This is a genomic window from Mycolicibacterium lacusdiani (assembly GCF_021916785.1).
In the GTDB taxonomy this organism is placed as follows: domain Bacteria; phylum Actinomycetota; class Actinomycetes; order Mycobacteriales; family Mycobacteriaceae; genus Mycobacterium; species Mycobacterium lacusdiani.
The window spans coordinates 140,352-164,880 of record NZ_JAKCFC010000004.1; the positions used below are offsets into that span (position 1 = coordinate 140,352).

The 24,529-nt window shown below is 67.6% G+C and carries 19 protein-coding genes; 10 read left to right on the forward strand and 9 right to left on the reverse strand.

The genetic code is table 11. The features are described from left to right. Positions 1-3 precede the first annotated feature (3 nt). Complete coding sequence (locus LOK44_RS14320) at positions 4-1,452, reverse strand: carotenoid oxygenase family protein (RefSeq protein WP_237570731.1); 1,449 nt, start codon at positions 1,450-1,452, stop codon at positions 4-6. A gap of 66 nt (positions 1,453-1,518) precedes the next feature. Here LOK44_RS14320 and LOK44_RS14325 point away from each other — a divergent pair, with 66 nt between their 5' ends. Continuing rightward, entirely contained in the window at positions 1,519-2,172 is a 654-nt protein-coding gene (locus LOK44_RS14325) for a TetR/AcrR family transcriptional regulator (RefSeq protein ID WP_237570732.1), read from the forward strand. 27 nt (positions 2,173-2,199) lie between these two features. Here LOK44_RS14325 and LOK44_RS14330 read toward each other — a convergent pair whose 3' ends face one another. The 5 genes from LOK44_RS14330 to LOK44_RS14350 are packed head-to-tail and all read right to left on the reverse strand — an operon-like array spanning position 2,200 to position 6,645. Then, positions 2,200-2,637: a hypothetical protein gene (locus LOK44_RS14330; protein WP_237570733.1), complete on the reverse strand. Its 438-nt coding sequence runs from the start codon at positions 2,635-2,637 to the stop codon at positions 2,200-2,202. Between the two features lie 58 nt (positions 2,638-2,695). Then, the gene (locus LOK44_RS14335; protein WP_237570734.1) at positions 2,696-3,736 is read right to left on the reverse strand and encodes an NAD(P)-dependent alcohol dehydrogenase; all 1,041 of its coding nucleotides are present in this window, start codon (positions 3,734-3,736) and stop codon (positions 2,696-2,698) included. Between the two features lie 2 nt (positions 3,737-3,738). Next, positions 3,739-5,016: a cytochrome P450 gene (locus LOK44_RS14340; protein ID WP_237570735.1), complete on the reverse strand. Its 1,278-nt coding sequence runs from the start codon at positions 5,014-5,016 to the stop codon at positions 3,739-3,741. 13 nt (positions 5,017-5,029) lie between these two features. Then, positions 5,030-6,433 carry an NAD(P)/FAD-dependent oxidoreductase gene (locus LOK44_RS14345; protein ID WP_237570736.1) on the reverse strand — a complete coding sequence of 468 codons (1,404 nt, stop codon included), beginning with the start codon at positions 6,431-6,433 and terminating at the stop codon, positions 5,030-5,032. Beyond that, positions 6,430-6,645, reverse strand: coding sequence for a ferredoxin (locus tag LOK44_RS14350; RefSeq protein WP_237570737.1), 216 nt, complete (start codon positions 6,643-6,645; stop codon positions 6,430-6,432). The genes LOK44_RS14345 and LOK44_RS14350 overlap by 4 nt, the downstream gene beginning before the upstream one ends. A 393-nt stretch (positions 6,646-7,038) precedes the next feature. On the opposite strand from LOK44_RS14350, the gene LOK44_RS14355 reads away from it, so the two are divergent. From LOK44_RS14355 to LOK44_RS14375, 5 genes are all read left to right on the forward strand, one after another. Further along, complete coding sequence (locus tag LOK44_RS14355; protein WP_237570738.1) at positions 7,039-8,337, forward strand: cation:proton antiporter; 1,299 nt, start codon at positions 7,039-7,041, stop codon at positions 8,335-8,337. Between the two features lie 185 nt (positions 8,338-8,522). After that, positions 8,523-10,277, forward strand: coding sequence for an NAD(P)/FAD-dependent oxidoreductase (locus LOK44_RS14360; RefSeq protein WP_372481252.1), 1,755 nt, complete (start codon positions 8,523-8,525; stop codon positions 10,275-10,277). A gap of 99 nt (positions 10,278-10,376) precedes the next feature. Beyond that, on the forward strand, positions 10,377-15,908 hold the full coding sequence (locus LOK44_RS14365; RefSeq protein ID WP_237570740.1) for a type I polyketide synthase: 5,532 nt from the start codon (positions 10,377-10,379) through the stop codon (positions 15,906-15,908). Positions 15,909-15,946: 38 nt separating this feature from the next. Further along, positions 15,947-16,756, forward strand: a complete 810-nt coding sequence (locus LOK44_RS14370; RefSeq protein ID WP_237570741.1) for an ABC transporter ATP-binding protein — start codon at positions 15,947-15,949, stop codon at positions 16,754-16,756. Then, complete coding sequence (locus tag LOK44_RS14375; protein WP_237570742.1) at positions 16,756-17,613, forward strand: ABC transporter permease; 858 nt, start codon at positions 16,756-16,758, stop codon at positions 17,611-17,613. The genes LOK44_RS14370 and LOK44_RS14375 overlap by 1 nt, the downstream gene beginning before the upstream one ends. Before the next feature lie 2 nt (positions 17,614-17,615). Here LOK44_RS14375 and LOK44_RS14380 read toward each other — a convergent pair whose 3' ends face one another. Beyond that, positions 17,616-18,119: a pyridoxamine 5'-phosphate oxidase family protein gene (locus LOK44_RS14380; protein WP_237570743.1), complete on the reverse strand. Its 504-nt coding sequence runs from the start codon at positions 18,117-18,119 to the stop codon at positions 17,616-17,618. 73 nt (positions 18,120-18,192) lie between these two features. Then, entirely contained in the window at positions 18,193-20,451 is a 2,259-nt protein-coding gene (locus LOK44_RS14385; protein ID WP_237570744.1) for a molybdopterin-dependent oxidoreductase, read from the reverse strand. An 82-nt stretch (positions 20,452-20,533) separates the two neighbouring features. Here LOK44_RS14385 and LOK44_RS14390 point away from each other — a divergent pair, with 82 nt between their 5' ends. Next, entirely contained in the window at positions 20,534-21,124 is a 591-nt protein-coding gene (locus LOK44_RS14390; RefSeq protein ID WP_237570745.1) for a TetR/AcrR family transcriptional regulator, read from the forward strand. Positions 21,125-21,127: 3 nt separating this feature from the next. On the opposite strand, the gene LOK44_RS14395 is transcribed toward LOK44_RS14390, so the two are convergent. Further along, positions 21,128-21,565 carry an anti-anti-sigma factor gene (locus LOK44_RS14395; RefSeq protein ID WP_237570746.1) on the reverse strand — a complete coding sequence of 146 codons (438 nt, stop codon included), beginning with the start codon at positions 21,563-21,565 and terminating at the stop codon, positions 21,128-21,130. A 260-nt stretch (positions 21,566-21,825) separates the two neighbouring features. Between LOK44_RS14395 and LOK44_RS14400 the strand changes: the two genes are divergently transcribed. The 3 genes from LOK44_RS14400 (at position 21,826) to LOK44_RS14410 (ending at position 24,071) form a co-directional block, all read left to right on the forward strand. Further along, positions 21,826-23,277 carry a neutral zinc metallopeptidase gene (locus tag LOK44_RS14400; protein WP_237570747.1) on the forward strand — a complete coding sequence of 484 codons (1,452 nt, stop codon included), beginning with the start codon at positions 21,826-21,828 and terminating at the stop codon, positions 23,275-23,277. Between the two features lie 39 nt (positions 23,278-23,316). Continuing rightward, the gene (locus LOK44_RS14405; protein ID WP_237570748.1) at positions 23,317-23,478 is read left to right on the forward strand and encodes a hypothetical protein; all 162 of its coding nucleotides are present in this window, start codon (positions 23,317-23,319) and stop codon (positions 23,476-23,478) included. A gap of 425 nt (positions 23,479-23,903) precedes the next feature. Next, a complete protein-coding gene (locus tag LOK44_RS14410; protein WP_237570749.1) occupies positions 23,904-24,071 on the forward strand; it encodes a hypothetical protein in 168 nt (55 codons plus the stop codon). The last annotated feature ends 458 nt before the right edge of the window (positions 24,072-24,529 follow it).

Below are 24,529 nucleotides of genomic sequence, written 5' to 3' on the forward strand. Positions count from 1 at the left end.
CCGTCAGGAGCTGATGTCCGTTGGCACCCAGTTCCCGTGGAAGCCGGCGGGAACTCGGTGCGGCAGCTTGATGGCGGCCACCTGATCGAGCGTGCGGGCGTCGACGATGACCAGCTCACTGCGGTCCGTCGGCCGGTCGTAGACGTACCCCATCAGTACGCCGTCGTCCTCATCGGCGTCGGGCGAGGACGGATGAAACACGAACTCGCTCAGCGCCTTGTCGACCCCGAACGACCGTGCCTGGCCGTTGCCGCCCGTGAAGTCGTGCTTGAGCAGCGTGCCGGCACCGGCGGTGCCCTCGCCGACCGCAGGCGCATAGCCGTACCGATGCCGCTTGCCGACGAGACGTTCGTCGACGCGGGGAAACTCCTGCGCCCGATCGTCGATTCGCGACTCGCGCACCTTGCCGTCAGCGAGGTCGACCGTCCAGCGATCCAGCGTGGGCGGCCCCTCGTTCGGCCCGAGGTGATCGGTGTCGAACATCTTCGGGTGGCGGATGACGTCGAGTACGACGGTGTCGCCTTCGTCGTAGGCGTTCATCGGATGGAAGACGTAGCAGGGCTCGACGTCGAACCAACGCACGTCGGCGCTTCCGCCGTCACGCGGCATGACACCGACCCTGGCGGGGTACTGGGTATTCCACGAGTACGGGAAGCGCCGGTCGGCGCTCATGCCCGACGGCGTTCTGGCGCTGATCGGATCGGGGATGCGAACCCGACCGATCAACGCCGACAACAGGAGTCGAGCGGGCAGGCGTAGCCCCCGCGGAACCGTCATCTCCGCAGCCTGGCGGCTGTCGAACGTCACAGGGAGGTCGTAGAAGACGACGTGCCGCTCGGTCAGCGAGAAGTCGTGCATCATCGGGCTGCCGGTGACCTCGATGTCGACGGTGCGCCGCGCTTGGCCGTCGATGCCGATCACCGAGTACTGCACGGTGTTGCCGCGGTACATGTTGTACGAAACCGCATGCAGCTCACCCGTTTCCGGGTCGCGCTTCGGGTGCGCGGTGTAGCCGCCGGTGAGCTTCCCGTCGAAGTCGCACGGTCCGACGGTGTCCAGTTCGTCGGTCAACTCGTAGGTGGCGACGCCGCCCTCGACCAGCGCGAGCGTCTTGCCCGCGTGACCGATCACGTTGGTGTTGGCGCCCATCCCGGAGATGCCGAAGTGCCGGTATGACGGCGTCTCCCCGAGCATGCGGGCGGCATGCGGGCTGCGCACCCACCGGTTGCGGTACCACTGCGCCTTGCCGTCGCGGAGGCGCATGCCATGCACCATGCCGTCGCCGACGAACCAGTGGTACAGCTCGGGATCGATCTCGCCGATGGGGTTCGGACCGTTGCGTAGGTACCGCCCGTCCAGGTAGTCGGGGATGGCGCCGGTCACCTCGAGGTCGGTGAGCGTGAACTCCTCGCTGACCGGTGCGAACGAGTCTTCCAAGTAGCGGTTGGTCATGACGTGCCCTCCATAACGGTGTTATGCCTTACCCATGTATAACAGCGTTATGGCAAGATCGCAAGGGTGAGTGACGTTCGGGAGCGACTGATCGACGGCGGCCTGCGGCTTCTGGAACGCGACGGCCTCCAGTCGCTCAGCGTGCGCAACCTCGCCGCCGAGGTCGGCACGTCGACCATGGCGGTCTACACGCACTTCGGGGGGATGACCGGCGTCATCGAGGCAGTCGCGAACGAAGCCTTCTCGCGATTCGGCGACGCCCTGACCGACGCCGAGGAGACCGCCGACCCCGTCGCGGACTTCTTCGTGATGGGCGCCGCCTACCGGAGGTTCGCGCTCGCGAACCCCCAGCGATACCAACTCATCTTCGGCGCCGCGGCACCAACGTCGGTCGCCGGATCCCGCACCGACGTCACCAGCACCGGCAGCGCCACCGACCGCTCCGAATCGGCGGCATCGTTCGAGGCGCTGCGCAATGCCGTGCGGCGCATGATCGCGGCGGGTCGCATCCGCGACGACGGCGAGCTGAACATCGCCGGCCGGCTCTGGAGCCTGGTCCACGGCGCGGTGATGCTCGAGTTGGCAGGATTCTTCGGGCACGAGGGCCACGGACTCACCCACGTCCTCGCTCCACTGACGCTCGACACCATCGTCGGGATGGGCGACGAGCGAGACAGGACGACCGAATCCCTCAGCAGGGCAATGGCGTCGGTGTCGTGACCGGTCGAGTGACCCCCGGGATGGACCTCACACCGTGATCAGCAGCTCGGCGCCCGGGTGCGAACTGAGCGTGATGACGACGTCTCCCGGGCCCGTTGCGAACGTGGTGTTGGCATAGCCGACGAAGCCGTAGTGCCCATCGATCGTCGAGACCGCGCTGATGTCGCCGGTCCCCGACGCTCCCGTCTGGCGGTTCTGCCACGCGGCGGAGACGGTGAGCGCACAGGAGCCGTCGTATGTGCCTGCGTCGTAGTTGATCGCAACGCGTACGCCGTTCTCGACGCGGTCGTCGACCTGGATCGGCGCCACCTGCGCCTCGGCGCTGACACTGCCGGCGCACGTCGGAGACGCCACCACCGGAACTCGACCGAGTTGGGCGAAGCCGTCGGCGTGGGCCGTCGACACGGACGACCAGGTCGCGGCCATCGCGACCACCAGGGCGCCGGCGACACGGAACGGAGTCATGCCGTGATCATCGGCGGGCAGGGCTGCGGTGTTTCAGGCTGACCACTCCGGCGTCCCGTCAGCCGTGCGGCGTGATGACGGCGCGGCCCTGGATGCCGCCGTGGTGCAGGAGGTCGTAGGCGTGCGCTGCCTGATCGAGTGTGAAGTGCTCGACGAGCATCTTGATCTTGCCGCGCTGGGCCAGGGCGATGACGTCGATCAACTCAGGAATGGATCCCCAGAATGGCGACGCGACGGAGCACTCCGTTGCGGGGCTGTGAAAGTTCACCGGAAGCGCGGCGTTCCCGAGTCCGACGATCGTGATGTGTCCGAGAACTCGAGACACCCGAGCTGCGGTGGCCAACGTGGGGTCGATGCCGACGAAGTCGAGGACGACTTCGGCACCCTGTCCCCCTGTGATGTCCTTGATCCGCGTGATGCCATCGTCACCCGATGCCAGTGCCTCGTCGGCGCCCATCTGCTTGGCGATCGTCAACTTGTCGGGTGAGGTGTCGAGTGCCACGACGGTGGTCGCGCCACTCAGCGCCTTGAGTACTTGAATGGCCATCTGACCCAGGCCGCCCGCGCCGATGACGACGGCGGTCGAGCCCGGGCCGAGCAGGTGCAGCGAGCGCTTCACCGCGTGATAGCTCGTCAGTCCGGCGTCGGTGAGCGGTGCGGCCTCGCGCGGATCCAACCGTCCCAGCGGTATCAGATATCGGGTGGCGGGGACGAGGAGGTACTCGGCCATCCCGCCGTTCGTGCCGCCGAGACCGCCGGGGCTGGGCTTTCCCGCCGTCTGGCAATAGTTCTCCATACCCTGACGGCAGTTCATGCAGAGTCCACAACCCCACGGCCCGTAGACGATCACCGGGTCGCCGGGCGCGAATCCCGTTGCGCCGGATCCCATCTGCTCCACCCAGCCGGCATTCTCGTGGCCGAGCGTGAAGGGCAGCGTCACGGACGACGATCCCGCTGGGGCCTCGAGGAGGTGCAGGTCGGAGTGGCAGGCGCCGGCGCCTCCGACCTTGATCAGTACCTCCCCCGGGCCCGGCTCGGGTACAGGCACCTCTCGAAGCTGGCCCGGCCGTTGCCATTCGACGAACTGGAAGGCCTTCATCACTAGCCGGTGATCTGGTCGAACTCGATCTCGAGGTGCAGGGGGCCGCGGAACACCTGATTCACCCGGTACGGCGGGGGGTCGACGACCAGACGTGGGTTGTCGACCCGTCGGAGGAAGGTCTCCAGCGCGATGTTGACCTCCAGTCGTGCGAGCGGTCCTCCGACGCAACTGTGCACGCCGCGGCCCCAGCCCACGTGCTGGTTGTCGGGCCGCTGTACGTCGAACGCGTTCGGGTCGGGGAATCGCCTCGGGTCGCGGTTGGCGGCGCCGTAGAGCAAGTGCACCGCAGATCCGGCCGGGATGACCGTGCCGCCGACCTCGACGTCGGCGGTGACGCTGCGGCTGGGAAAGAACTGCACGGCCGACTGCAGCCGAAGTACCTCCTCGATCGCCTTGGGGATCAGCTCGGGCTTCTCGTGCAGCAAGTCGATGGACTCGGGGTGACGCAACAGCGTCAGCACGCAGTGCGCGATGGTGTTCACCGTGGAGTCGTGACCGGCGATCAACAGCAGCATGGCGTTGGCGGCCGCCTCCTGCGGGGTCATCGGACCGTCGGGGCCGTCGTGGTCGTTGACCATCTTCGAAAGGACGTTGTCCTGTGGTTCGGCGAGGAATCCTTGGACCAGGTCGGCCATGTAGGCGGTGAGCGCCGCAATGCTCTCCTTGCCCTTGGCGTTGCGAGCTCGCCCTTCTTCGGTGGCGGCATCCGGCCCCAGGTCCGCGCCGGCCATGAAGTCGAAGATCCACCCGTGGAAGGTGGGCTCGTCCTTCAGCGGGACGCCGAGGATCTGGCAGATCACCGCAACGGGAACGGGGTAGGCGTAGTCGTCGACGACGTCGAAGACGTTGCCGCCCTTGGCCTTGACGTTGTTCAAGGAGTCATCGCAGAGCGCCTGAATGTCGGCTGCCATGTTGGGAATGACGTTCGGCGAGTGCGGGGGCGCGAAGTGCCGCATCACTTGCCTGCGCTGCCTGTCGTGCTTGGCGGGGTCGGACACGATGAGACTCGGTTCTCGGCCGTAGGCAGCCATGTGCTCGGCGCCGACGTCAGCCCTCGCATCCGCCGGTTGCTTCGAGATCGGGCTTCGGCTGATGTCGGAACTCACGTGAGGGTCGTGGGCGAGCTGGAGCAGCTCGCGGTAGCCGGTCACGACGTACACCCGGTCGGCCACCTGCACGACGGGCGTCTCGCGAAGTTCGTCGAAGAATCGATAGGGATCGTGACGGTTCTCGTACTTCATCGCCTCGGTCCAGGCCGTGGTCGCTGCGGTCGTCATCTCGAGTCCGTTTCTACCGTGCCTTGGCGCGGAATTCGGCGCCGCGGGAAGTGGGGTCGTGGCCGGTGAGCACCACGTCGGGAATGCCGGTGGGCGCCCGCGGATCGCCGAAGCGAGCCGACATCGGCTCCGAGTTCGCCGGTACGTCGTAGCCAGGCGGCGGAGGTGGGAAGGGTGCTGACTGTTCGATGAGTCGCGCGTAGTACTCCAGCCACTTGCCGTGATTGAAGGTCAGCGCTCCGACGATGCGGCCGTTCTTGCCGAAGGCCGCGGCAAAGCGAAGATCTTCGACGGAGCCTTGGGTGAAGACGATCTCGTCACCGAAGGAGCAAACGCCGACACCCTTGATGTTGACCCCGAATTGACCGGACCAGAACTGGGGCAGCGGCAGATGCGGGCGTCGTCCCCTTTCGAGATTGACCATGTTGTGCGCGGCGGTTTGGGCACCCAGAACGGCGGCGTCGACGTGTTCGATTGCCATGAACTGATATTCGTAGAGGACGTGCGGGGCACGCGCGATGTCGCCGGCCACGAAGACGTTGTCGGTCACCACGCCGTTGATGTCGAAGGCGCGGCACCCCGCATCGCAGGCGACCCCCCAGAATCCGGCGGCGAGTTCGGCGCCGTCGAGCCATTCGATGTTTCGGACCGAGCCCAGCGACGCGACCACCACGTCGACGTCGAGAGTCGTGCCGTCGGACAACTGCGCCTGCCGAACGTGGCCGTCGGCGTCACCCTTGAGTGCCTCGACTGCGACGCCGGTTCGTAGGTCGACCCCGGCGTCACGTTGCATCTTGGCGGCGATGTCGCCGATCACCCCGCCCAAGGGGCCGACCAGCGGCGCGCTCGAGCGTTCGGCGACCGTGACGTCCAGTCCCAGATCGCGGCACACGGAGGCCATCTCGGATCCGATGAAGCCTGCCCCGACGATCAAGACACGCTTGGGCCGGGCCTTGAACGCCTCTTGGATCTTGGCCGCGTCATCGCTCGTACGCAGCGTGAAGAGGCCCTTGAGCTTGGCCTCCTCCGGGTTGAACCAGGCACGCGACCGGACGCCGGTGGCGATGAGCAACCGGTCGTAGGGCACCTTGTCCCCGTTGGCCAGCAACACCTCCCGGTTGTCGCGGTCCAAACCGGTCGCGGCGACGCCGAGCCGCCAGTCGGCGTCGACCTCTCGCATCCGGGGCAGCTTGGTGTTTCCCGCGGGTACCCATCCCTTGAGGACCTGCTTCGACAGCGGCGGGCGGTCGTAGGGCTCGTGTACCTCGTCGCCGATGATGGTCAGCGAGCCGGTGAAGCCCTCGTCTCGCAACGCCTCGGCAGCGCGCAGCCCAGTCAACGACGCACCGACGATGACGATGCGGCCCTGCGCCTTGAACGTCCGGACCAAGTCGTCGATCAGCGCGTACGCGGTCACGTGGTCGTCCGATCCGCAGGTGGATCCATCTCGGCGACGATGGCCTGCACTGGACAAGAGGCCACGGCACGGGCCACCTGTTGCCGTTGCGACTCAGGGGGATTCGGGTCGTAGGCGAGCGCCTCCTCGCCGTTGAGCTGAAGCACCTCCGGAGCCAGTGGCACGCACTGCGCATATCCGAGGCACCTGTTCAAATCCACGACGATGCGCATGCTCTTCGGCTCCTTCTCAACCGACGCTGAGGGCTGGTCAGCGCTGCTCCGAAGTCGGAGTGATTGAGCCGACGGTACGGCAGGGACCTGCTCGCGGGGCGGTATTCGAACAGGAGGAATGACCTTGCCGAAACGGCGCTGACCAGCGCTTGCAAAGGCAACGAGATGTCGCCGCGGGCATGCCTCTACCTGCTCGGTGCAGGCGTCGGGCACGGCACGCAGACCCGATGTTCGCTGCGACAGCAGCAGCACACTCGGCCGCCCGACCAGAGCGTGTATGTCGGGATCGTGACGGCATCACCCGATGCTGCCGGTTCGCCCCGTAGGGCGGTCTAGCCTCCTTCCCGTGAACCAGTACCGCCGCGTTCTCGCGAAGTCGGGATAGGGACGCCCATGCCCGGACCGGTTGCCATCCACTTCTTCCTCGAACTCGCCGTCATCCTCGCGGCCTGCCGCGTCGTGGGCCTCCTGGCACGGCGCATCGGTCAACCGCAGGTCGTTGGCGAGATGATCGCCGGCGTCGTCCTCGGTCCATCCCTGCTGGGACTGATCGCACCCGGCGTCCAGGACTGGCTGTTCCCGCCGGGCGACGCGAACACCGTGCTGTACACGGTGGCGCAGATCGGCCTCGTGCTCTACATGTTCCTCATCGGGCTCAACTTCGACGTCGACCTGATCAAGCATCGCGCGGCCACCGCGGTGGCGGTGTCGACGGCGGGCTTCGTGACGCCACTCGCCCTCGGCGCGCTCATCGCCGCGCCGCTGCTGGGCGCCGGCATCTTCTTCGGCGAGAACGTCACGCTGCTGATGGCCATGCTGTTCCTCGGCGCGTCGATCGCCACGACCGCCTTCCCGATGCTCGCCCGGATCATCTTCGAGAAGCGGCTCACCGGAACACCCTTGGGCACATTGGCATTGGCATGTGGGGCGACCGACGACGCGCTGTCCTGGTGCATCCTCGCGGTCGTCCTCGCCATGAACCAGGGCAGCTCGTCCACCGCCATCCTGGCGATCGGTGGCGGCATCCTCTACGCGCTGTTCGTCCTGACGATCGGACGACGGGCGCTGCGCCCGCTCGGACCGCTGTCGGAACGTCAGAACGGCATCAGCGCGCCCGTGCTCAGCATCGTGCTTTGCGTGCTCATGCTGTGCGCCTGGTTCACCGACCTCATCGGCATCTACGCGATCTTCGGTGCGTTCATCCTCGGCGTCGCCATGCCCTCCGGATTCTTCGCCAACCGACTCACCGGCACGCTCGAGCCGACGGTCACCACGTTCCTGCTGCCGCTGTTCTTCGTCTACTCGGGCCTGAACACCCAGATCGGCCTGGTCGACACCCCTGGGCTCTGGGCGGTGACGCTCGGGCTCCTCGTCGTGTCGATCGCCGGCAAGGGAGTCGCGTGCGCGCTGGCCGCGCGTCTGCGCAAGGTTCCACTGCGCGAATCCGTGGCCCTCGGCGCGCTCATGAACGCACGGGGGCTCATCGAACTGATCCTGCTCAACATCGGGTTGCAAGCCGGGATCATCACCCCCACGCTCTTCACCATCCTGGTACTCGTCGCCATCGTCACCACTCTGATGGCCTCGCCGATCTTCGAGTTCGTCTACGGACGCCACCGCTCGGCGGCGGATCGCAGCGATGCGGGGCCGAACGAGGTCAAACCGCCTGCCGTCAATGCCAACGAAACGTAAGTGATCGGTAACAACTAATGCGCCGTGCTCGTAGTGCGTTCGGACACCGCGCAATCCACACCGACAGCGCCGATTTCGCGTCACTCACCTGCGTTCTTCTCGCTGGCAGTGGCGGCGGGCGCGTGTACCGTTCGAACTGCTGAGTGACTTCTTCGACCCGGCCCGAGGGAAGGCAAATCGTGGACGTGCAAGCACACCTGTCGCAGCTAACTTCAGAAGCCCGAGAAGCGCTCGCGGACAAGATCAAAGCCCGCCTCGCACGGGCCGGCGACGTCACCACCGATCACGACGTCAGCATCATCGGCGGCGGCATCGCGGCGCTCACCCTCGCGCTCGAGATCCGCAGCGCACGCCCCGGTACCCGCGTCCTGATCATCGAACCGACGCCGCACCCGGTCCCGGAGATCACCCACACCGTCGGTGAATCGACCGTCGAGGTGTCCGCGCACTACCTGCGCGACCGGCTCGGCATGGCCGACCACCTGCGGACGTCCCAGATCCGCAAGATGGGGCTGCGGATGTTCTTCTCCCGCGAGGGCAACACCGACATCACCCGACGCGTCGAACTCGGCAGCTCGACGTTCACGTCCCAGACCACCTATCAGATCGACCGGGGCAGGCTGGAGAACGAGCTACACCAACGCTGTCTCGCAGCGGGTGTCGACATGATCGTCGGCCGTGCCCGGTCGATCGACGTCGGTGCCGGTGACAGTCCGCACACGCTTTCGATCCAGAGCGACGACGCAGTCACCCGGACGACGGCGCGCTGGGTGGTCGACGCGTCTGGTCGCAACCGGACGCTCCCCCGCGAACTCGACCTCAAGCGCGACAACGGCCACGCGTGCAATGCGGCATGGTTCCGGGTCGGCGCCGAGATCAACGTCGGCGAGTGGAGCGACGACCCCGACTGGCATTCGCGCCTGGACGAGGGCGACCGCTCGTTCTCCACCAATCACCTCATGGGTGAGGGCTACTGGGTGTGGCTGATCCGTTTGGCGTCCGGTGCGACCAGCGTCGGCATCGTCGCCGACCCCGCCTTCCACTCGTTCGACGGCTTCAACACCCTGGCCAAGGCCAAGGCGTGGCTCGCCGAGCACGAACCGCAATGCGCGGCGGAGGTCGCGAAGTTCGACGACCTGATCATGGACTTCCGCGTGATGAAGCACTACAGCCACACAGTGACGAAGGTCTTCGACGGCGGTGACCGCTGGTGCGTCACCGGCGACGCCGGAGTCTTCCTGGATCCGCTGTACTCGTCGGGTCTGGACCTGGTCGCCATCGGAAACGGCCTCATCACCGACATGATCGGCCGCGACCTCGACGGCGAGAACGTGATCGCCCGCGCGGCGATCAGCGATTCGCTCTTCCGGTCGCTGACCGACATGTGGCTCAACATCTACCGCGACCAGTACGTCCTGATGGGTTCGCCGACGGTCATGTCGGCAAAGGTCATCTGGGACATCGCCTTCTACTGGGGCTTCGTCGGATTCCTGTACAGCAACGACCGATTCACCCGCGTCGCCGACGACCCGGCATTCGTGCCGTACCTTCAGGGACTCATCGACCTCAGCAACCGCATGCAGGCGTTCTTCCGGGAGTGGGCGGCAGTCGAGGGCGCCGACTCTCCCGTCGACTTCGTCGACCTGTACTCGCCACTGGACTTCATGAAGACCCTGCACCACGCGATGATCGGCGAATCAGAGGGGTTCGACGAGGGCTTCGACGCCAACGCGCGACTGCTCCGGCAGGTGGCAGGCCAGATGATCGACACCGTGCTCGCGGACAAGTCGTCGAACTTCTCCGACGATGCGGTCATGGCGCAGGTGCAGGCGTGGCAGCGCGACGGCTTGGTGCGCGACCTCCGGGCGACCTACCGGCACGAGCAGGAGACCAACCCGATCACGACCGACTGGGTTCTCAGCGCCGCGCCCGCGCACTGACCGATCTGAAACCAGGCAAGACCGTGCCGACCTCTCCGGGCATCACGCCACGGATCGCCGCCACGTGCCGCACTATGAATTCAGGCTGTACGGAAGAGGATGAAGGTGCCCGATAAGCAGGACCGACCAGACCGCGAGCCGTTGGCGATCGTCGGGATTGGATGTCGTCTTCCGGGTGACGTCGGTTCACCGGAGGACTACTGGGAGCTGCTGTGCAGCGGGACCGACGCCACCCGCGTCGTCCCCGAGACACGGTGGACCGCAACGCGGTTCTTCGACTCCAATCCAACCAAGGCCGGCAAGATGGTCACCCGCCGGGGCGGGTACCTCGAGGAGATCGACCAGTTCGACGCGCAGTTCTTCGGCATCTCGCCGCGCGAGGCGAACCTGCTCGACCCGCAACAGCGCCTGCTGCTGCAGACCACGTGGGAGGCGCTGGAGGACGGCGGCATCCCTGCACAATCGCTGGCCGGTACCGCGGTCGGCGTGTTCATCGGCGGATTCACCCTCGACTACCAACTCCTGCAGAACCAGGGCACCACCAGCCGCTTCCGCTTCAAGACCCATTCCGCCACCGGAATGATGATGACGATGCTGGCGAACCGCATCTCCTACGCGTTCGACCTGCGGGGACCCAGCATGTCGATCGACACCGCGTGCTCGAGTTCCCTCGTCGCGGTACACCTGGCCGCCCAGAGCATCTGGAACGGCGAATGCGATCTCGCGCTCGCGGGCGGCGTGAACGTCATCGTCGGACCCAACACCGCCATCGCGGAGTCCAAGAGCGGATTCCTCAGTCCCGACGGCCGCTGCAAGGCCTTCGACGAGTCCGCCGACGGCTACGCCCGCGGTGAGGGCGGCGCCGTCGTCGTCATCAAGCCACTCGAGCAGGCACTCCACGACGGTGACCGGATCTACGCGCAGGTGCTGGGCTCGGCCGTCACCCAGGACGGCAACACCGACGGCATCACCGTGCCCAGCGAGGACGCACAAAGGTCGGCCATCACGACCGCCCTGCGGCGTGCCGGCGTCCACCCGAACGAGGTCGGCTACGTGGAGGCGCACGGCACGGGGACGCCGGTCGGCGATCCCGTCGAGCTGCGCGCCCTCGCCGGCGCGCTCGCGTCCGACCGGCCGACCAGCGAGCCGCTGCTGGTCGGGTCGGTCAAGACCAACATCGGCCATCTCGAGGCCGGCGCAGGCGTGGCCGGACTGATCAAGGCCGCACTGGTCCTCCAGCACGGCCACATCCCCGCCAACCTCCACTTCGACAACCCCACCAGCGTCTTCGCCGAACTCAACGTCGACGTCCCACGCGCCGGTCGCCCGTTCCCGGACGGCGAGCGGCGGATCGCGGGCGTCAACTCGTTCGGGTTCGGCGGTACCAACGCCCACGTCGTCCTCGCCGAACCCCCCACCCCTCGGCCGCAGCAGGCCGACGACCACCGTCGGCAGTCCTCGCCGACCGTCCTGCCGATCTCGGCGCGCAGCGAGGACGCCCTGGTGGCCGTCGCGCAGCAGTTGGCCGACCACGTGCGTGCGCACCCCGACCTCACGCTGGCCGACCTCGGCTACAACCTCAGCCAGCGCCGCTCCCACCTCACCTACCGCCGAGCCCTGATCGCCGACGGCATCGACGACGCGCTGGACCAACTCGACGCCATCGCCGCCGGCGGCGGGCAAACCTCCGCGGGGCGGACGTCGACGACCTCGCCCCGGCTGGCCTTCGTCTGCACCGGCATGGGACCCCAGTGGTGGAAGATGTGCCGCGGGCTGCTCGACGTCTACCCCGTCTTCACCGAGACGATCACCGCCTGCGACCGCGAGCTGTCGAAGTACACCAACTGGTCGCTGCTCGAGGAACTCCTGCGCGACGAGAACGACTCCCGCATGGGCGACACCGAGATCGCCCAACCCGCCAACTTCGCCGTCCAGGTGGCACTGGCCGCGCAACTGCGCGAATTCGGCATCGTCCCCGACGCGGTGGTCGGGCACAGCGCAGGCGAAGTCGCCGCTCATCATCTCGCCGGCCTCCTGACCTTCGAGCAGGCCGTCCACGTGATCTACCACCGGAGCCGGCTGCAGCAACGGACCACCGGCATGGGTCGCATGCTCGCCGTCGGCCTGAGCGCCGAAAGACTGCTGCAGACAGTCGATCCCGCCATGCTCGCCGAGTTCGGCCAGCGCGTGTCGGTGGCCGCGATCAACAGCCCGTTCGCGGTGACGATCGCCGGTGACGGAGACGTCCTCGACGAGATCGCCCGCCAGCTCGACGAAGCCGACGTGTTCAACCGACACCTCCCGGTCGCGGTGCCGTACCACACGCACTACATGGACACCGTGAAGGACGACCTCCTGAAGGCGTTCGCCGGACTGTCGTCGGCCACCGCGACCATCCCGCTGTACTCCACGGTCACCGGAGAGCAGCTCACCGACTACTCGGCCGGCGCCGCCTACTGGTGGCAGAACACCCGCGCCACAGTGCTCTTCGAGCCTGCCGCCCGCCGCATGCTCGAGGACGGCTACACGCACTTCGTCGAGCTGGGCCCCCACCCGGTGCTCGCGTCGTCCATCCACGAGATCGCCGGAACGCAGGCGGTATCGGTCCTCGCGACCCAGCGGCGCAACGGCGACGACGACCGCAGTCTCCTCGAATGCGTTGGCGCGCTGCACGGCAATGGTCACGACGTCGCGTGGGAGGCGTTGAATCCGCGACGCGGGTCGAAGCTGGTCAAGCTCCCCTCCTACCCCTGGCAGTCTAAGCGCTTCTGGAACGAGCCCCCGGAGGCGGCACAGGACTTGCACTACGAGCCCGTCCACCGGCTGCTGGGCCAACCGGTCAGCGCCGTGCATCCCACCTGGGAGGGCGAACTCAGCGTCGCGACCATCGGATTCCTGGCAGACCATCAGGTTCAGGGCACCGTCGTGGTGCCCGGCGCGGTGTTCGCCGAGATGGCCGCCGCCGCTGCACACGAGACGTACGGAACCGCGTGCAGCGTCGATGATCTCGTACTCCACCGTGCCCTCATCATCGACGACGCCTGCGACCCTCTCGTCAGGACCACGCTCGACGAGGACAAGGGCACCTTGGAGTTCGCCGCGTTCACGGCGACCGGCGACGGCGACTTCAAGTGGACGCTGACCGCGACCGCAGAACTCAACACCCTGCCCCCGTCACCCCCGTCGCCTCCGGATGCGGTCGAGGAGGGCACCCCGATGACCGGCGACGACTTCTACGCCCGCACCCGCGAGATCGGGTTCGGCTACGGCGACGCGTTCCGTGCCGTCTCGAGCATCGCCGCCGGGGCCGAGTGGGCAGTGGCCGAGATCGACGTTCCCGCCGAGATCGTCGACGAACTCGACGCCTACCACTTCCATCCAGCGTTGGTGGACAGCGCCTTTCAAACGTTGTTCGGTACCAGGTTCGTCGGCGCCGACGGCCAAGGCGGTGGAGGCGGGACCTACCTCCCCACCCGGGTCCGGCACAGCGCCATCTACGGTCCGCCCGAGAAGAGCATGACGGTGCACGTGCGCGTCGTATCGTCCACCGCGGAGGAGATCGAGAGCGACATCACCGTCGCCAACGGTCTCGGTGAGACCCTCGCCGTCTTCGACGGCTTCACCGTGCAGTCACTGCAGGCGTCGTCCGCCATGTCGACCGAACGCATCGACAAGGGCCTCTACGAGATGCAGTGGATTCCGGCTCCCGAGGATCCGGTCGGCGAGAACAGCTCTGCCGCCGACGATCTGGCGTGGCTGGTGCTCGCCGACGACATCGGGCTCGGCGCGCTCGTGGCCGCCGACCTGCGGAGCCGGGGTCACCGGGTGCACGAGGTTTCGCACCGCGCCGTCGACGACCTCACCGAGAGCCGAAACGGATACGCCGTCGATCCCGCACGGCCCGAACAGTTCCGCGCCCTCCTCGATGCTCACCTCGCCAAGGAGGGCGAACTCGCGGGCATCGTCGACTGCTGGGCGCTCGACATCCCGGCCACTCCGGTCGGCGCGAACGACGAGACCGCGCAGCGACTCGGCGTCTTCGCGATCCTGCACCTCGTTACCGCGCTGGCCGAACTCGACACCGTCACACCGCGGCTGCACCTGGTGACGTCGAACGCGCAACCCGCGCTGGGCACCGAGAACCTCGCCGTCGACCAGTCCGCGATCTGGGGGCTCGGGCGCGTCATCGGCCACCAGGAGTTCGCCGGGAACTGGGGTGGACTGATCGACGTCGACGACGCCGACGACCGCGATCTCACCGCGTCCCGGATCTGCAGCCACGTCCTGGACGCCAATGCCGAGGACCAGGTCGCGATCCGCGGCGAGGCGTCGCTGGTGCCGCGCCTGCGTCCCTGCGCCGGCCTGACGCGACCGTTCCCCACCAAGCTGTCGGCCGATGCCACCTACGTCGTCACCGGCGGTTCTGGCGCACTCGGCCGCACGGTGGCCGGTTACCTCGCCGAGCACGGCGCGCGGCACATCGCTCTGCTGAGCCGGCGGGCGCTGCCACCCCGGGCGCAGTGGCCGGACCTCGATCCGGAGCACCCGCACTTCCGGACCGTGGAGACCATCCGCAAGATCGAGAGGCTCGGCGCCGAAGTGGTCTGCGCGAGCGTCGACGTCACCGACCCCGCCGGGGTCGAGACGTGGCTGGCCGACCACGTCCGCTCGGGCGGCCGGCCCGTCCGCGGCGTCGTCCACACCGCCGGATCGGTCGACGACCGCCTGCTGGTGCACACGACCGAGAGCGACTTCACGGCGGTGATGGCCCCGAAGGTCACCGGAACCCGTGTGCTGCACCACGCCTTCGAAGGGCACGATCTGCAGTTCTTCGTCATGTTCGGGTCCGCGGGGTCGGTCGTCGCCTCACCCGGGCAGGGCAACTACGCCGCCGCCAACGCATTCCTCGACGCGTTCGCCTACTACCGCCGTGCCCAGGGGCTGCCCGCTCTCACCATCGGGTGGGGCCCGTGGTCGGTCGGGATGGTCGAGGAACTCAAGCTGGAACGGATCTACGCGCAGCGCGGCATCGAACTCATCACCCCGAGGGCCGGGGCACGCATCCTCGACCGGCTGATCAACCAGAAGACGCCGACCGTCACCGCCATCACCGCCGACTGGGGTCGCGCCCGTCAGATGGGCCTCGCAGGCCAGCTGCCACCGATGTTCTCCGAACTCGAGGTGCTCGAGCCGTCACTCGCGGACGGCGAGGCAGGATCGTCGATACTCGACGTCCTCGCCGAGACCCCGGAGGAAGGTCGACTCGACGTGGTCACCGAGCAGGTCCGCCGCAGCGTCGCGGCGATCTTCGACTGTGCGGTCGACGATGTCGAGGTCGACGAAACCCTCGACGACGTCGGTCTCGACTCGCTGATGGCGATGGAGTTCCGGATGCGCATCAACGCGATGTTCGCCATCGACATCCCGGTACTCGAGATCCTCAAGGGCGTGAGCGTGAACTCGCTCGCCGTGCGTGTGCTCGGCGACCTCGAATTGCCCCGCGCCGGTGAGGTTTCGGCGCCCCCGGCCGACGCCCCCGACTCGGCATCCGACGTCGAGCAGCTCGTGGCCGGGCTCTCGGACGACGAACTCCGCGAACTGCTCGCCGAACTCGAGGCCGACGGGTCTTGACGAACCCAGACCAGTCGCTTGCCGTACAGGTGCGCGGCATGTCGAAGTCATACGGGCGGTTGCACGCCGTCCGCGAACTGGATCTCGACGTCGCCTACGGCGAGGTGGTGGCCATCCTCGGACCCAACGGCGCGGGCAAGACCACGACCATCGAGATCCTCGAGGGCCACCGCAGGCGCGACACCGGCCACGTGCGCGTTCTCGGTGAGGATCCGGGCAACGCAGGCCGGGGCTGGCGGTCCAGGATCGGCATCGTGCTGCAGGAGGCCAGCGACTTCGGGATGCTCACCGTCGCCGAGACGGTGAACATGTTCGCCAAGTGCTACGGCCGGGTCCGGGGATCCGGGGAGGTGCTCGACCTGGTGGGCCTCGGTTCGACGTCCGGGTCGAAGGTCAGGACGCTGTCCGGCGGGCAGCGCCGCCGGCTCGACGTCGCCCTGGGCATCATCGCCATGCCCGAACTGCTCTTCCTGGACGAACCGACCACGGGATTCGATCCCGAGGCCAGGCGCCAGTTCTGGGACCTGATCAGGCTATTGGCACGCGACGGCACGACCATCGTGCTGACCACCCACTACCTGGAGGAGGCAGCAGCCCTGGCCGATCGCGTGGCGGTCATCGCCGCTGGCCGCGTGGTTGCGGTCGATTCGCCGACGATGCTTACGGCACATGCGAACTCGGCCGCAACGGTCCGGTGGGTGGCGGACGGCGAGGTCCACGTGGAGGAGACGCACCACCCGACCGAGTTGATCAGGCAGCGATCCACCGGCGACGTGGAACTCGAACAGCTGACCGTCACCCGGCCGACGCTGGAAGACGCCTATCTGCGCCTGATCGGGCTGCAGTGATGGCCGCCGAGCGGGCGGAGAATTCGACGCAGCCACGGCACCGCGCCGACGACACGGAGTCCGCGCTGCCGTCCCCGCTGCGCATCGGGTTGTCGCGCGTCGTACCCGAACTAAAGATGTTCTACCGGCGGCCGGAACAGTTGGCCCTGACGTTCTCGATGCCCGCGGTCATCTGCATCCTGCTGGGCTCGATCTTCTCGGCGAAACTGCCCAACAGCGAGACCAGCACCGGCGCCGTGATCGCGGCGAGCATGCTGGCCTACGGGATCCTCTCCACGTCGTTCATCAACTTGGGCATCAGCATTGCCGCCGATCGCGAGAGCGGCGCGTTGCGCCGGCTCCGCGGCACTCCCGCAACCGCGTCGTCCTACTTCATCGGCAAGGTCGCGCTGGTCGCCATCGCCAGCTTCGCCGAGGCGGTCATCCTGCTGCTGGTCGGGGTGTTCATGTTCAAGCTGCGGCTGCCCACCGGTGTCTACGAATGGTTCACCCTCGGTTGGGTTTTCGTCCTCGGCATCACGAGTTGCTCACTGCTGGGCATCTTCGTCAGCAACCTCGCCAGCAACGCGGTCTCCGCCGCCGTCATCACCAACGGGCCGGCGGTGGGCCTGCAATTCCTGTCGGGTACCTACGTGCCGCTGATGGTGCTGCCCATGTGGATGCTCACCATCGGGTCCATCTTCCCGGTGAAGTGGATGGCCCAGGGGTTCCGGTCGGTGCTGCTGCCGCCGGAGATGGTCGTCATCGAACCCGCTGGCACGTGGGAGCACGGGCGGATCTTCCTCGTGCTGACCGCCTGGAGCGTCCTGGGCCTGATCTGTTGCCTGCGCGTGTTCCGGTGGTCCGACAAGACCTGACGTCAGCCGAGGTACTGCGCGGTGGTGCCGCCGACGGGCATCTCGGGCATGCCCAGCTTGCGGTGATCCCAGCTGCGCATGCGCGCCGGCACCACGCGAACGGCGATGCGGTTGTTCATCATCTGGTCGACGAACGGCTTCATCTCGTCGGTGTAGGGCCCGGTGTAGCGCTCCCACACGCTGACCCCGACGCGGTGCAGCAGATCCGGGTCGTCGTCCACGATCTCGGCCCTGCCGTCGATCGAGACGCCGCGCAGGGTGTCGTAGGTGAGGCCGTCCTCGATCATCACCGTGACGGTCGGGTCGCGCCGCAGGTTGACCGCCTTCTGCGACTTGGCCTTGGTCTCGAACCAGATCTCACCGTCGAGGACGGCGTACCACATGGCGACCAGGTGCGGCCGGCCGCTGGGCAGCACCGTCGCCATCGTCGCGGTCCTACTGTGCTCGATGAACTCGGCGATCTGCTCGTCGCTCATGACGATCTTGCCGCGCTGGTTTTGCCCCACGGGTCATCCCCTCTCCGGCGAGCAGTCGCCAACTCGCACTTATTCGCTCGATTTCATGCGATTTCGCGTCTGCTCACGATAGGACCGTGGCCGCGACGACCGTCACCGGGATGCCGTTGAGCGCGCCATTGCCCGACGGCTCGTCGAGGAAGTCGGGCGGTGACAGCACGTTGGTGTTCACCCCGGGCGAGGAGTTGGCGACGCCCATGCGCGTGCCCGCCTTGCCGTGTCCCCAGCCGTGGGGCATCGACACCACGCCCGGCTTGATCGCGTCGGTGACCTCGACCGGCACCTCGATGCGCCCGCCGGACGACTCCACTGCGACCAGTTCGCCGGTGTGCAGTCCGCGACGGCTGGCGTCCTCGGTGTGCATCAGCAGGGTGCATCGGTCCCGGCCCTTCATCAGCGGACCCACGTTGTGCAGCCAGGAGTTGTTGGAGCGCAGGTGCCGACGGCTCACCAGCACGAGGTCGTCCGGGTCACGAGCGAGGCGCCCAGCCAGCCGGGGCAGGTCGTCGAGCAGGTACTGGGGTGCCAGGCGGATCTTCTGGTCGGCGGTGCCGAGCACCTCGGGCACGCGCGGGACCATGTGGCCGTAGTTGATCCCGTCGGGCGCGGCCTTGAGCTTCTCCAGCGTCAACCCGTCCGGGTTCTCCCCGTAGCGGTCGCCGAACGGCCCGGTGCGCAGCGTCAGGTCCAGCGTCCGCTCGGGCCCGCCGTGGTCGTAGTGCTTGCGGATCTCGGCGCCGTCGAGCCCCTGGGTGAAGCACAGGTAGTCGAAGAACCCGTCGTCGATGGCAGCGACGTCGACGTCCTCGGCGGGCGTCCCGGTGCATAGCCCGGTGAGACGGATCAGGATCTCCCACTCGTCGCGCGCATCGTGGTCGGTTCTGTGGAACACCGGTGGCGAGAAGTTCGCGACGGAGTTGACCGCGAAGTTGAGGATGAGGTCGTCGTGGTGCGGCTGTTCCAGCGGTGACGGTCCGGGCAGGATCACGTCGGCGTGGCGCGTGGTCTCGTTGAGCCACAGGTCGATCGAGATCATCGCCTCCAGCGCCGGCAGGGCCTCGTCGAGGAGGTGGCCTGCCGGCGTGGACAACACGGGGTTGCCGGCCACGGTGATGAGCGCCTTGATCTGGCCCTCGCCGGGAGTGGCGATCTCCTCGGCCATGCACGACACCGGCACCTGGCCCAGCACCTCCTTGGCGCCGCGGACGCGGGTGCGGTAGCGACCGAACTCCGGCACCCCGTCTTCGAGGCCCGGGATGGGCTGCACCGTCACCGACCACGCCGCGGGCGTCGGGAACATGGCGCCGCCCGGCACGTCGAAGTGGCCGGTGAGCACGTTGACGACGTCGACGAGCCAGCTGGCCAGGCTGCCGAACTCCTGGTTGCAGGTGCCGATCCTGCCGTAGACCACCGCGCGGGGCGTCGTCGCGAGTTCGCGCGCCAGCCCGCGAATGCGTTCGGCTGCAATGCCCGTCGTGTCGGCTACTCGCTCGGGCGCCCAGTCGGCGACCACCTCGCGCAGCGCGTCGACGCCGTCGAGGTACGGCTCGACCGTCCCGAGGTTCACCAGTCCCTCGTCGAACAGCGTGTGGGCGACGCCGAGGAGCAGCGCCGCGTCGGTGCCCGGGGTGATCGGCAACCACTCGTCGGCGCGGTCGGCGGTCGCGGTGCGCACCGGGTCGATGACGATGATCCTCCCCCGCTTGCGGATCGCGCCGAGCAGACCCATGACGTCGGGTGCGGCCAACAGTGAACCCTGCGATGCGGCGGGGTTGGCACCCATGACCACCAGTAGATCGGTGCGTTCGACGTCGGGCACGGGGAAGCTCCACCACCCGCCGTACATCAGGTGTGACGACAGGTTCTTCGGCCACTGGTCGATGGTGCCGGGGGAGTACGTGATCGGCATGCCGGACATCCCGAGCAGGATCCCGGCGTAGCGCGCCAGTGAGAACGAGTGCGCCAGCGGGTTGCCGGTGTAGGCGGTGACGGCGCCGATCCCGTGCTTCTCGATGACGGGTGCGAGCAGTTCGGTGCAGCGGCGGAAGGCGGTCAGCCAGTTGACCTCCTGCCACTCGCCGTCGACCTTGATCATCGGCGTCCGGATGCGGTCGGGGTCTTCGTGCAATGCGCCCAGCGACGCGCCCTTGGGGCAGATGTGCCCGCGACTCCACACGTCCTCCCGGTTGGGCCGGACGCCGGCGACGTGGCCGTCGCGGACCTGAATCTCCAAGCCGCACATGGCCTCACACAGCGGGCAGGTATAGAGGTGCAACCCGTCCTGGCCGACGTCGGCCAGTTCCCGGTGCAGTCCGTTCGTCATCGAAGTGCCTCTCGACGTCACTTGGGTGACAGGCGTTTGTCGTGACAGACTGTATCGACAACGTGGCGCGGATGGAGGGCGAATGGCGGACGTCGACGCAGCGCCACGGCACCGCAGGCAAGGCTCGCGCCGGGATCCGGCGATCGACGAGGCGGTGCTGGCGACCACCCGCACCCTGCTGATCGAGCGGGGCTACTCCGCGACCACCATCGATCTGATCGCGGCGACGGCCGGTGTGAGCAGGCCGGCGATCTACCGGCGATGGGCCTCGAAGGCGCAGTTGGTGCACGAGGCGGCGTTCCCCGACCTCGGGCCCGAAGCTCCCGAGGACGACTTCGCGGCCGAGGTCACCCGACTGTGCCGCGGCGCGATCCGCATGTACGGCGACCCGGTGGTGCGCGAGGCCATTCCCGGCGTGCTCGTCGATCTACGCTCCGACCGACGGATGCGCCGACTGCTGAGCGACCGCCTGGAGGCCGCGGCACGCAGCCAGATGGCCGAACGTCTGCACGCCGCGGTGGGCGAGGGCACGGCCCGAGCCGTGGCCGCGGACACGCTGATGGACGTCATCGCGGGCGGCGCCTGGTACGCGGTGTGCGTGCGACGGGTCAGGGACACCGACGGCGCCGCACGCGACCTCGCCGAACTGGTACTGCGCGGGGTGCTGAGGTGAGGGTTACGCGCTCCGGTCCAGCAGCGGCAGCAGCGCCTGGCGGCGCGCACCGGAGATGTCGGCGAAGTAGCGCAGCCCTTCGCGGACCGAGCGTGCGACCGCGCAGTTGAGGTCTTCGCCCATCAGCCCGATGCCGTCGATGAGTTCCTCGGCGGCAACCAGCACCCAGTCCACGCCCGCGGCCTGGCAGGCGTCGTCGACGAAGTAGAGCAGGTCGCGGCATTCCGGGCTGGCGGCGTCGACGCCACCGAGATCGAGCAGCACGTCGTCCTCGAGCACGTGGCGGCCGACGCGCGCGGCCACGAAGTCCCAGTTGTCCGAATCGACCCCGCCGCTGACGCTGACGACCGTCGCGAGTTGCCGGCTGTAGGCCCGGACCAGCGCGCGGTCGCATTCGTTGGAGGACGTGCCGTAGCTGAAGTCTTGAATCATGGTGGTCATGTCGGCCCCCGTCTCGTCGTTGACTTCAACGCTAGGGCGCAAAACTAAGGCCTTGGGGAACAGCGTCTAATGGACTGCTAAGAGCCGACTTTCACAGTCCGATACTCGGCGAGAAAAGTGGTCATCGGGGCGTTTGAGCCCCCCTGACCGGGGTATCGATGACAGTCGCGCTTGCTATGACGACGATCTCGACCCCCAGTTCGGCCGGTCCGAGGGTTAATCTCTGTTGGCTCACCTCAGGACCGACAGATCGTCAGGACATGTTTCGACGCAGCGCAGTGTTGATGGCGGTCGCCGCCTCGTGTGTGGTGCTCCTCGTCGCGGGCTGCTCGTCAGTTACTCAGGGCCGAGCGGTGTCGAATCTCTACGATCCGTTCCGCGTGGGCGGGCTGCCCGCAGAGGACGGGCCCAGCGGCGTCAAGGACGACTCCCCCGACCCGACCGGCGAGGTGCAGAACGGAGACGGCGGCGACGTCGACCGGCTCGCCCTGCTGTCGGTCAACGACATCGTCGACTTCTGGCAGCAGAACTACGCGGGTGCGCTCGCCGGCCAGTTCACCCCCATCGAGAACCTGCTGTCCTACGACTCGGAGGATCCGTCGAGCCCAACGGTGTGCGGCACCGGCACCTACGACGAACCGAACGCGTTCTACTGCCCAGGGGGCGACATCCTGGCGTGGGACCGCGGCGTCATGGTGCCCATCGGCCGCGAGTTCTTCGGCGACGTGTCGATCGCGGCGCTCGTGGCCCACGAGTACGGACACGCGATCCAGCACATGGCCGGTCTCGTCGACGACGACACCCCGGTGATCGTCCTGGAGCAGCAGGCCGACTGCTTCGCGGGCACCTACATCCGCTGGGTCGCCGAGGGCAACTCCCCCCGCTTCGACCTGTCGACGGGTGATGGACTGAATCACGTTCTTGCCGCCGCGATTACGTTGCGCGACCCCATTCTGGGTCCGGACGACCAGGATCTGCTCGAGGACGGCCACGGTACCGCGCTCGACCGCGTGAGCGCCTTCCAAATGGGCTTCATGGCCGGGGCGTCGGAGTGCGCCGCCATCGACTTCGACGAGATCGCGCAGCGCCGCGGCGACCTGCCGATGGAGTTGCCGCTCGACGACGGCGGGTACGTGCAGGGCGGCGAGGTGCCACTCGACGAGGGCACCCTCTCCCTACTGATGGACGTGCTCGGCGAGGTGTACCGGCCGGCACAGCCGCCGACGCTGACGTACGAACCCGCTCCGTGTACCGACGCTCCGCCCAGCCCTCCCGCGTCGTACTGCCCCGCGACGAACACCATCTGGGTGGACGTCGGGTCGATGCAGCAGCTCGGCTCGCCCGCCGATGAGTCGAATTACGTTCTGCTGCAGGGTGATAACACCGCCCTGTCGGTGCTGACCTCGCGGTACGCACTTGCCCTCCAGCACGAGAACGGCGACCCGCTGGACACGCCCGTCGCGGCGCTGCGGACGGCCTGCCTCACCGGCGTCGCCCAGGCCGCGATGGCCGACTCGATCTCCACCCCCGACGGGCGGAGCCTCAGCCTGACCGCCGGCGACCTCGACGAAGCCGTCGCCGGGCTGCTCACCAACGGTCTCGCGGCGAGCAACGTCGAGAGCCAGACCTTGCCCGCAGGCTTCACTCGCATCGTCGCCTACCGGTCGGGCCTGTCCGGCGATCGCGACCTCTGCTACGCGCGCTTCGAGTAGCCGCGGAATTCCGCAGGGCCTCGGGGCGTTCCGACGTTCATGAGGAAGTTCTCCCTGGCCGGCGTATTCGCCACCGTGTTAGCGGCCGCGATCGTGGTCACTGCTGCCCCCGCCGGGGCCGACATCACCAACGACGTCTCGACCATCGGGTCGGTGGCGCAGGGGCCGACCGTCGACCGGCAGGGCCCGACGATCGGCTGAAGTCTCGGCTTGCGCTGGTTCTTGCCTCGCGACGTCTACACCACGGTCGTGCACGTGCCCCGCGTCACGACGCTGGGGTACATCTCGCGACGCGCACATCGCTCGACCTCGGCCGGCTCGGCCGCTGACACCAGACCACACCAGAGGGGCGTCCGGAAACGTACGTCCCCGTTGGCGTTTGGGACGGTGATGAGGGCCGGCGTTCACGCATTGCACCCTCGCGACGTCTACACCACGGTCGTGCACGTGCCCTGCGTCACGACGCTGGGGTAGATCTCGCGACGCTCACATCACCCCACGACCATCGCGTTCCTGCCACCCGTCGATCAATTACTGCCAGCGGAATTAAACCGTTGACCTGCCGGTTTACACCATCAGACCGGCCGGAGATTCACTACCGGCCCACTGCAAGGAAGAGGATCACCATGAAGAAGTCAGCCATCACCGCCACCATCGCCGCCGGATTCGCCGCCGCACTGTTCGGCCTGGCCGCCCCCGCCAACGCGGGCATCGACCACCACTCCTGGCTCAACGACATCCAGCAGCAGGCAGTCGTCGGCTCGGCCACCTCCACGGTAGGCAACGGCCGCTAACACCACGCCACACCAGAGGGGCACCCGGAAACGGGTGCCCCTCTTGGCGTTTCGCGACTACCGGGGCCGCGGCGTTCGGCGCATTGCACCCTCGCGACGTCTACACCGCAGTCATGCACCTGCCCCGCGTCACGACGCTGGAGTAGATCTCGCGACGCTCACACCGCTCGACCTCGGCCGGCTCGGCCGCTGACACCAGACCACACCAGAGGGGCGTCCGGAAACGTACGTCCCCGTTGGCGTTTGGGACGGTGATGAGGGCCGGCGTTCACGCATTGCACCCTCGCGACGTCTACACCACAGTCGTGGACGTGCCCTGCGTCACGACGTTGGGGTAGATCTCGCGACGCTCACATCACCCCACGACCATCGCGTTCCTGCCACCCGTCGATCAATTACTGCCAGCGGAATTAAACCGTTGACCTGCCGGTTTACACCATCAGACCGGCCGGAGATTC

Coding starts and splice junctions, on each gene's coding strand:
- LOK44_RS14320 (WP_237570731.1), bottom strand. CDS start 1,452: ATGACCAACCGCTACTTGGAAGACTCGTTCGCACCGGTCAGCGAGGAG.
- LOK44_RS14330 (WP_237570733.1), bottom strand. CDS start 2,637: ATGACTCCGTTCCGTGTCGCCGGCGCCCTGGTGGTCGCGATGGCCGCG.
- LOK44_RS14335 (WP_237570734.1), bottom strand. CDS start 3,736: ATGAAGGCCTTCCAGTTCGTCGAATGGCAACGGCCGGGCCAGCTTCGA.
- LOK44_RS14340 (WP_237570735.1), bottom strand. CDS start 5,016: ATGACGACCGCAGCGACCACGGCCTGGACCGAGGCGATGAAGTACGAG.
- LOK44_RS14350 (WP_237570737.1), bottom strand. CDS start 6,645: ATGCGCATCGTCGTGGATTTGAACAGGTGCCTCGGATATGCGCAGTGC.
- LOK44_RS14355 (WP_237570738.1), top strand. CDS start 7,039: ATGCCCGGACCGGTTGCCATCCACTTCTTCCTCGAACTCGCCGTCATC.
- LOK44_RS14365 (WP_237570740.1), top strand. CDS start 10,377: ATGAAGGTGCCCGATAAGCAGGACCGACCAGACCGCGAGCCGTTGGCG.
- LOK44_RS14370 (WP_237570741.1), top strand. CDS start 15,947: ATGTCGAAGTCATACGGGCGGTTGCACGCCGTCCGCGAACTGGATCTC.
- LOK44_RS14375 (WP_237570742.1), top strand. CDS start 16,756: ATGGCCGCCGAGCGGGCGGAGAATTCGACGCAGCCACGGCACCGCGCC.
- LOK44_RS14385 (WP_237570744.1), bottom strand. CDS start 20,451: ATGACGAACGGACTGCACCGGGAACTGGCCGACGTCGGCCAGGACGGG.
- LOK44_RS14390 (WP_237570745.1), top strand. CDS start 20,534: ATGGCGGACGTCGACGCAGCGCCACGGCACCGCAGGCAAGGCTCGCGC.
- LOK44_RS14395 (WP_237570746.1), bottom strand. CDS start 21,565: ATGACCACCATGATTCAAGACTTCAGCTACGGCACGTCCTCCAACGAA.
- LOK44_RS14400 (WP_237570747.1), top strand. CDS start 21,826: ATGTTTCGACGCAGCGCAGTGTTGATGGCGGTCGCCGCCTCGTGTGTG.
- LOK44_RS14405 (WP_237570748.1), top strand. CDS start 23,317: ATGAGGAAGTTCTCCCTGGCCGGCGTATTCGCCACCGTGTTAGCGGCC.
- LOK44_RS14410 (WP_237570749.1), top strand. CDS start 23,904: ATGAAGAAGTCAGCCATCACCGCCACCATCGCCGCCGGATTCGCCGCC.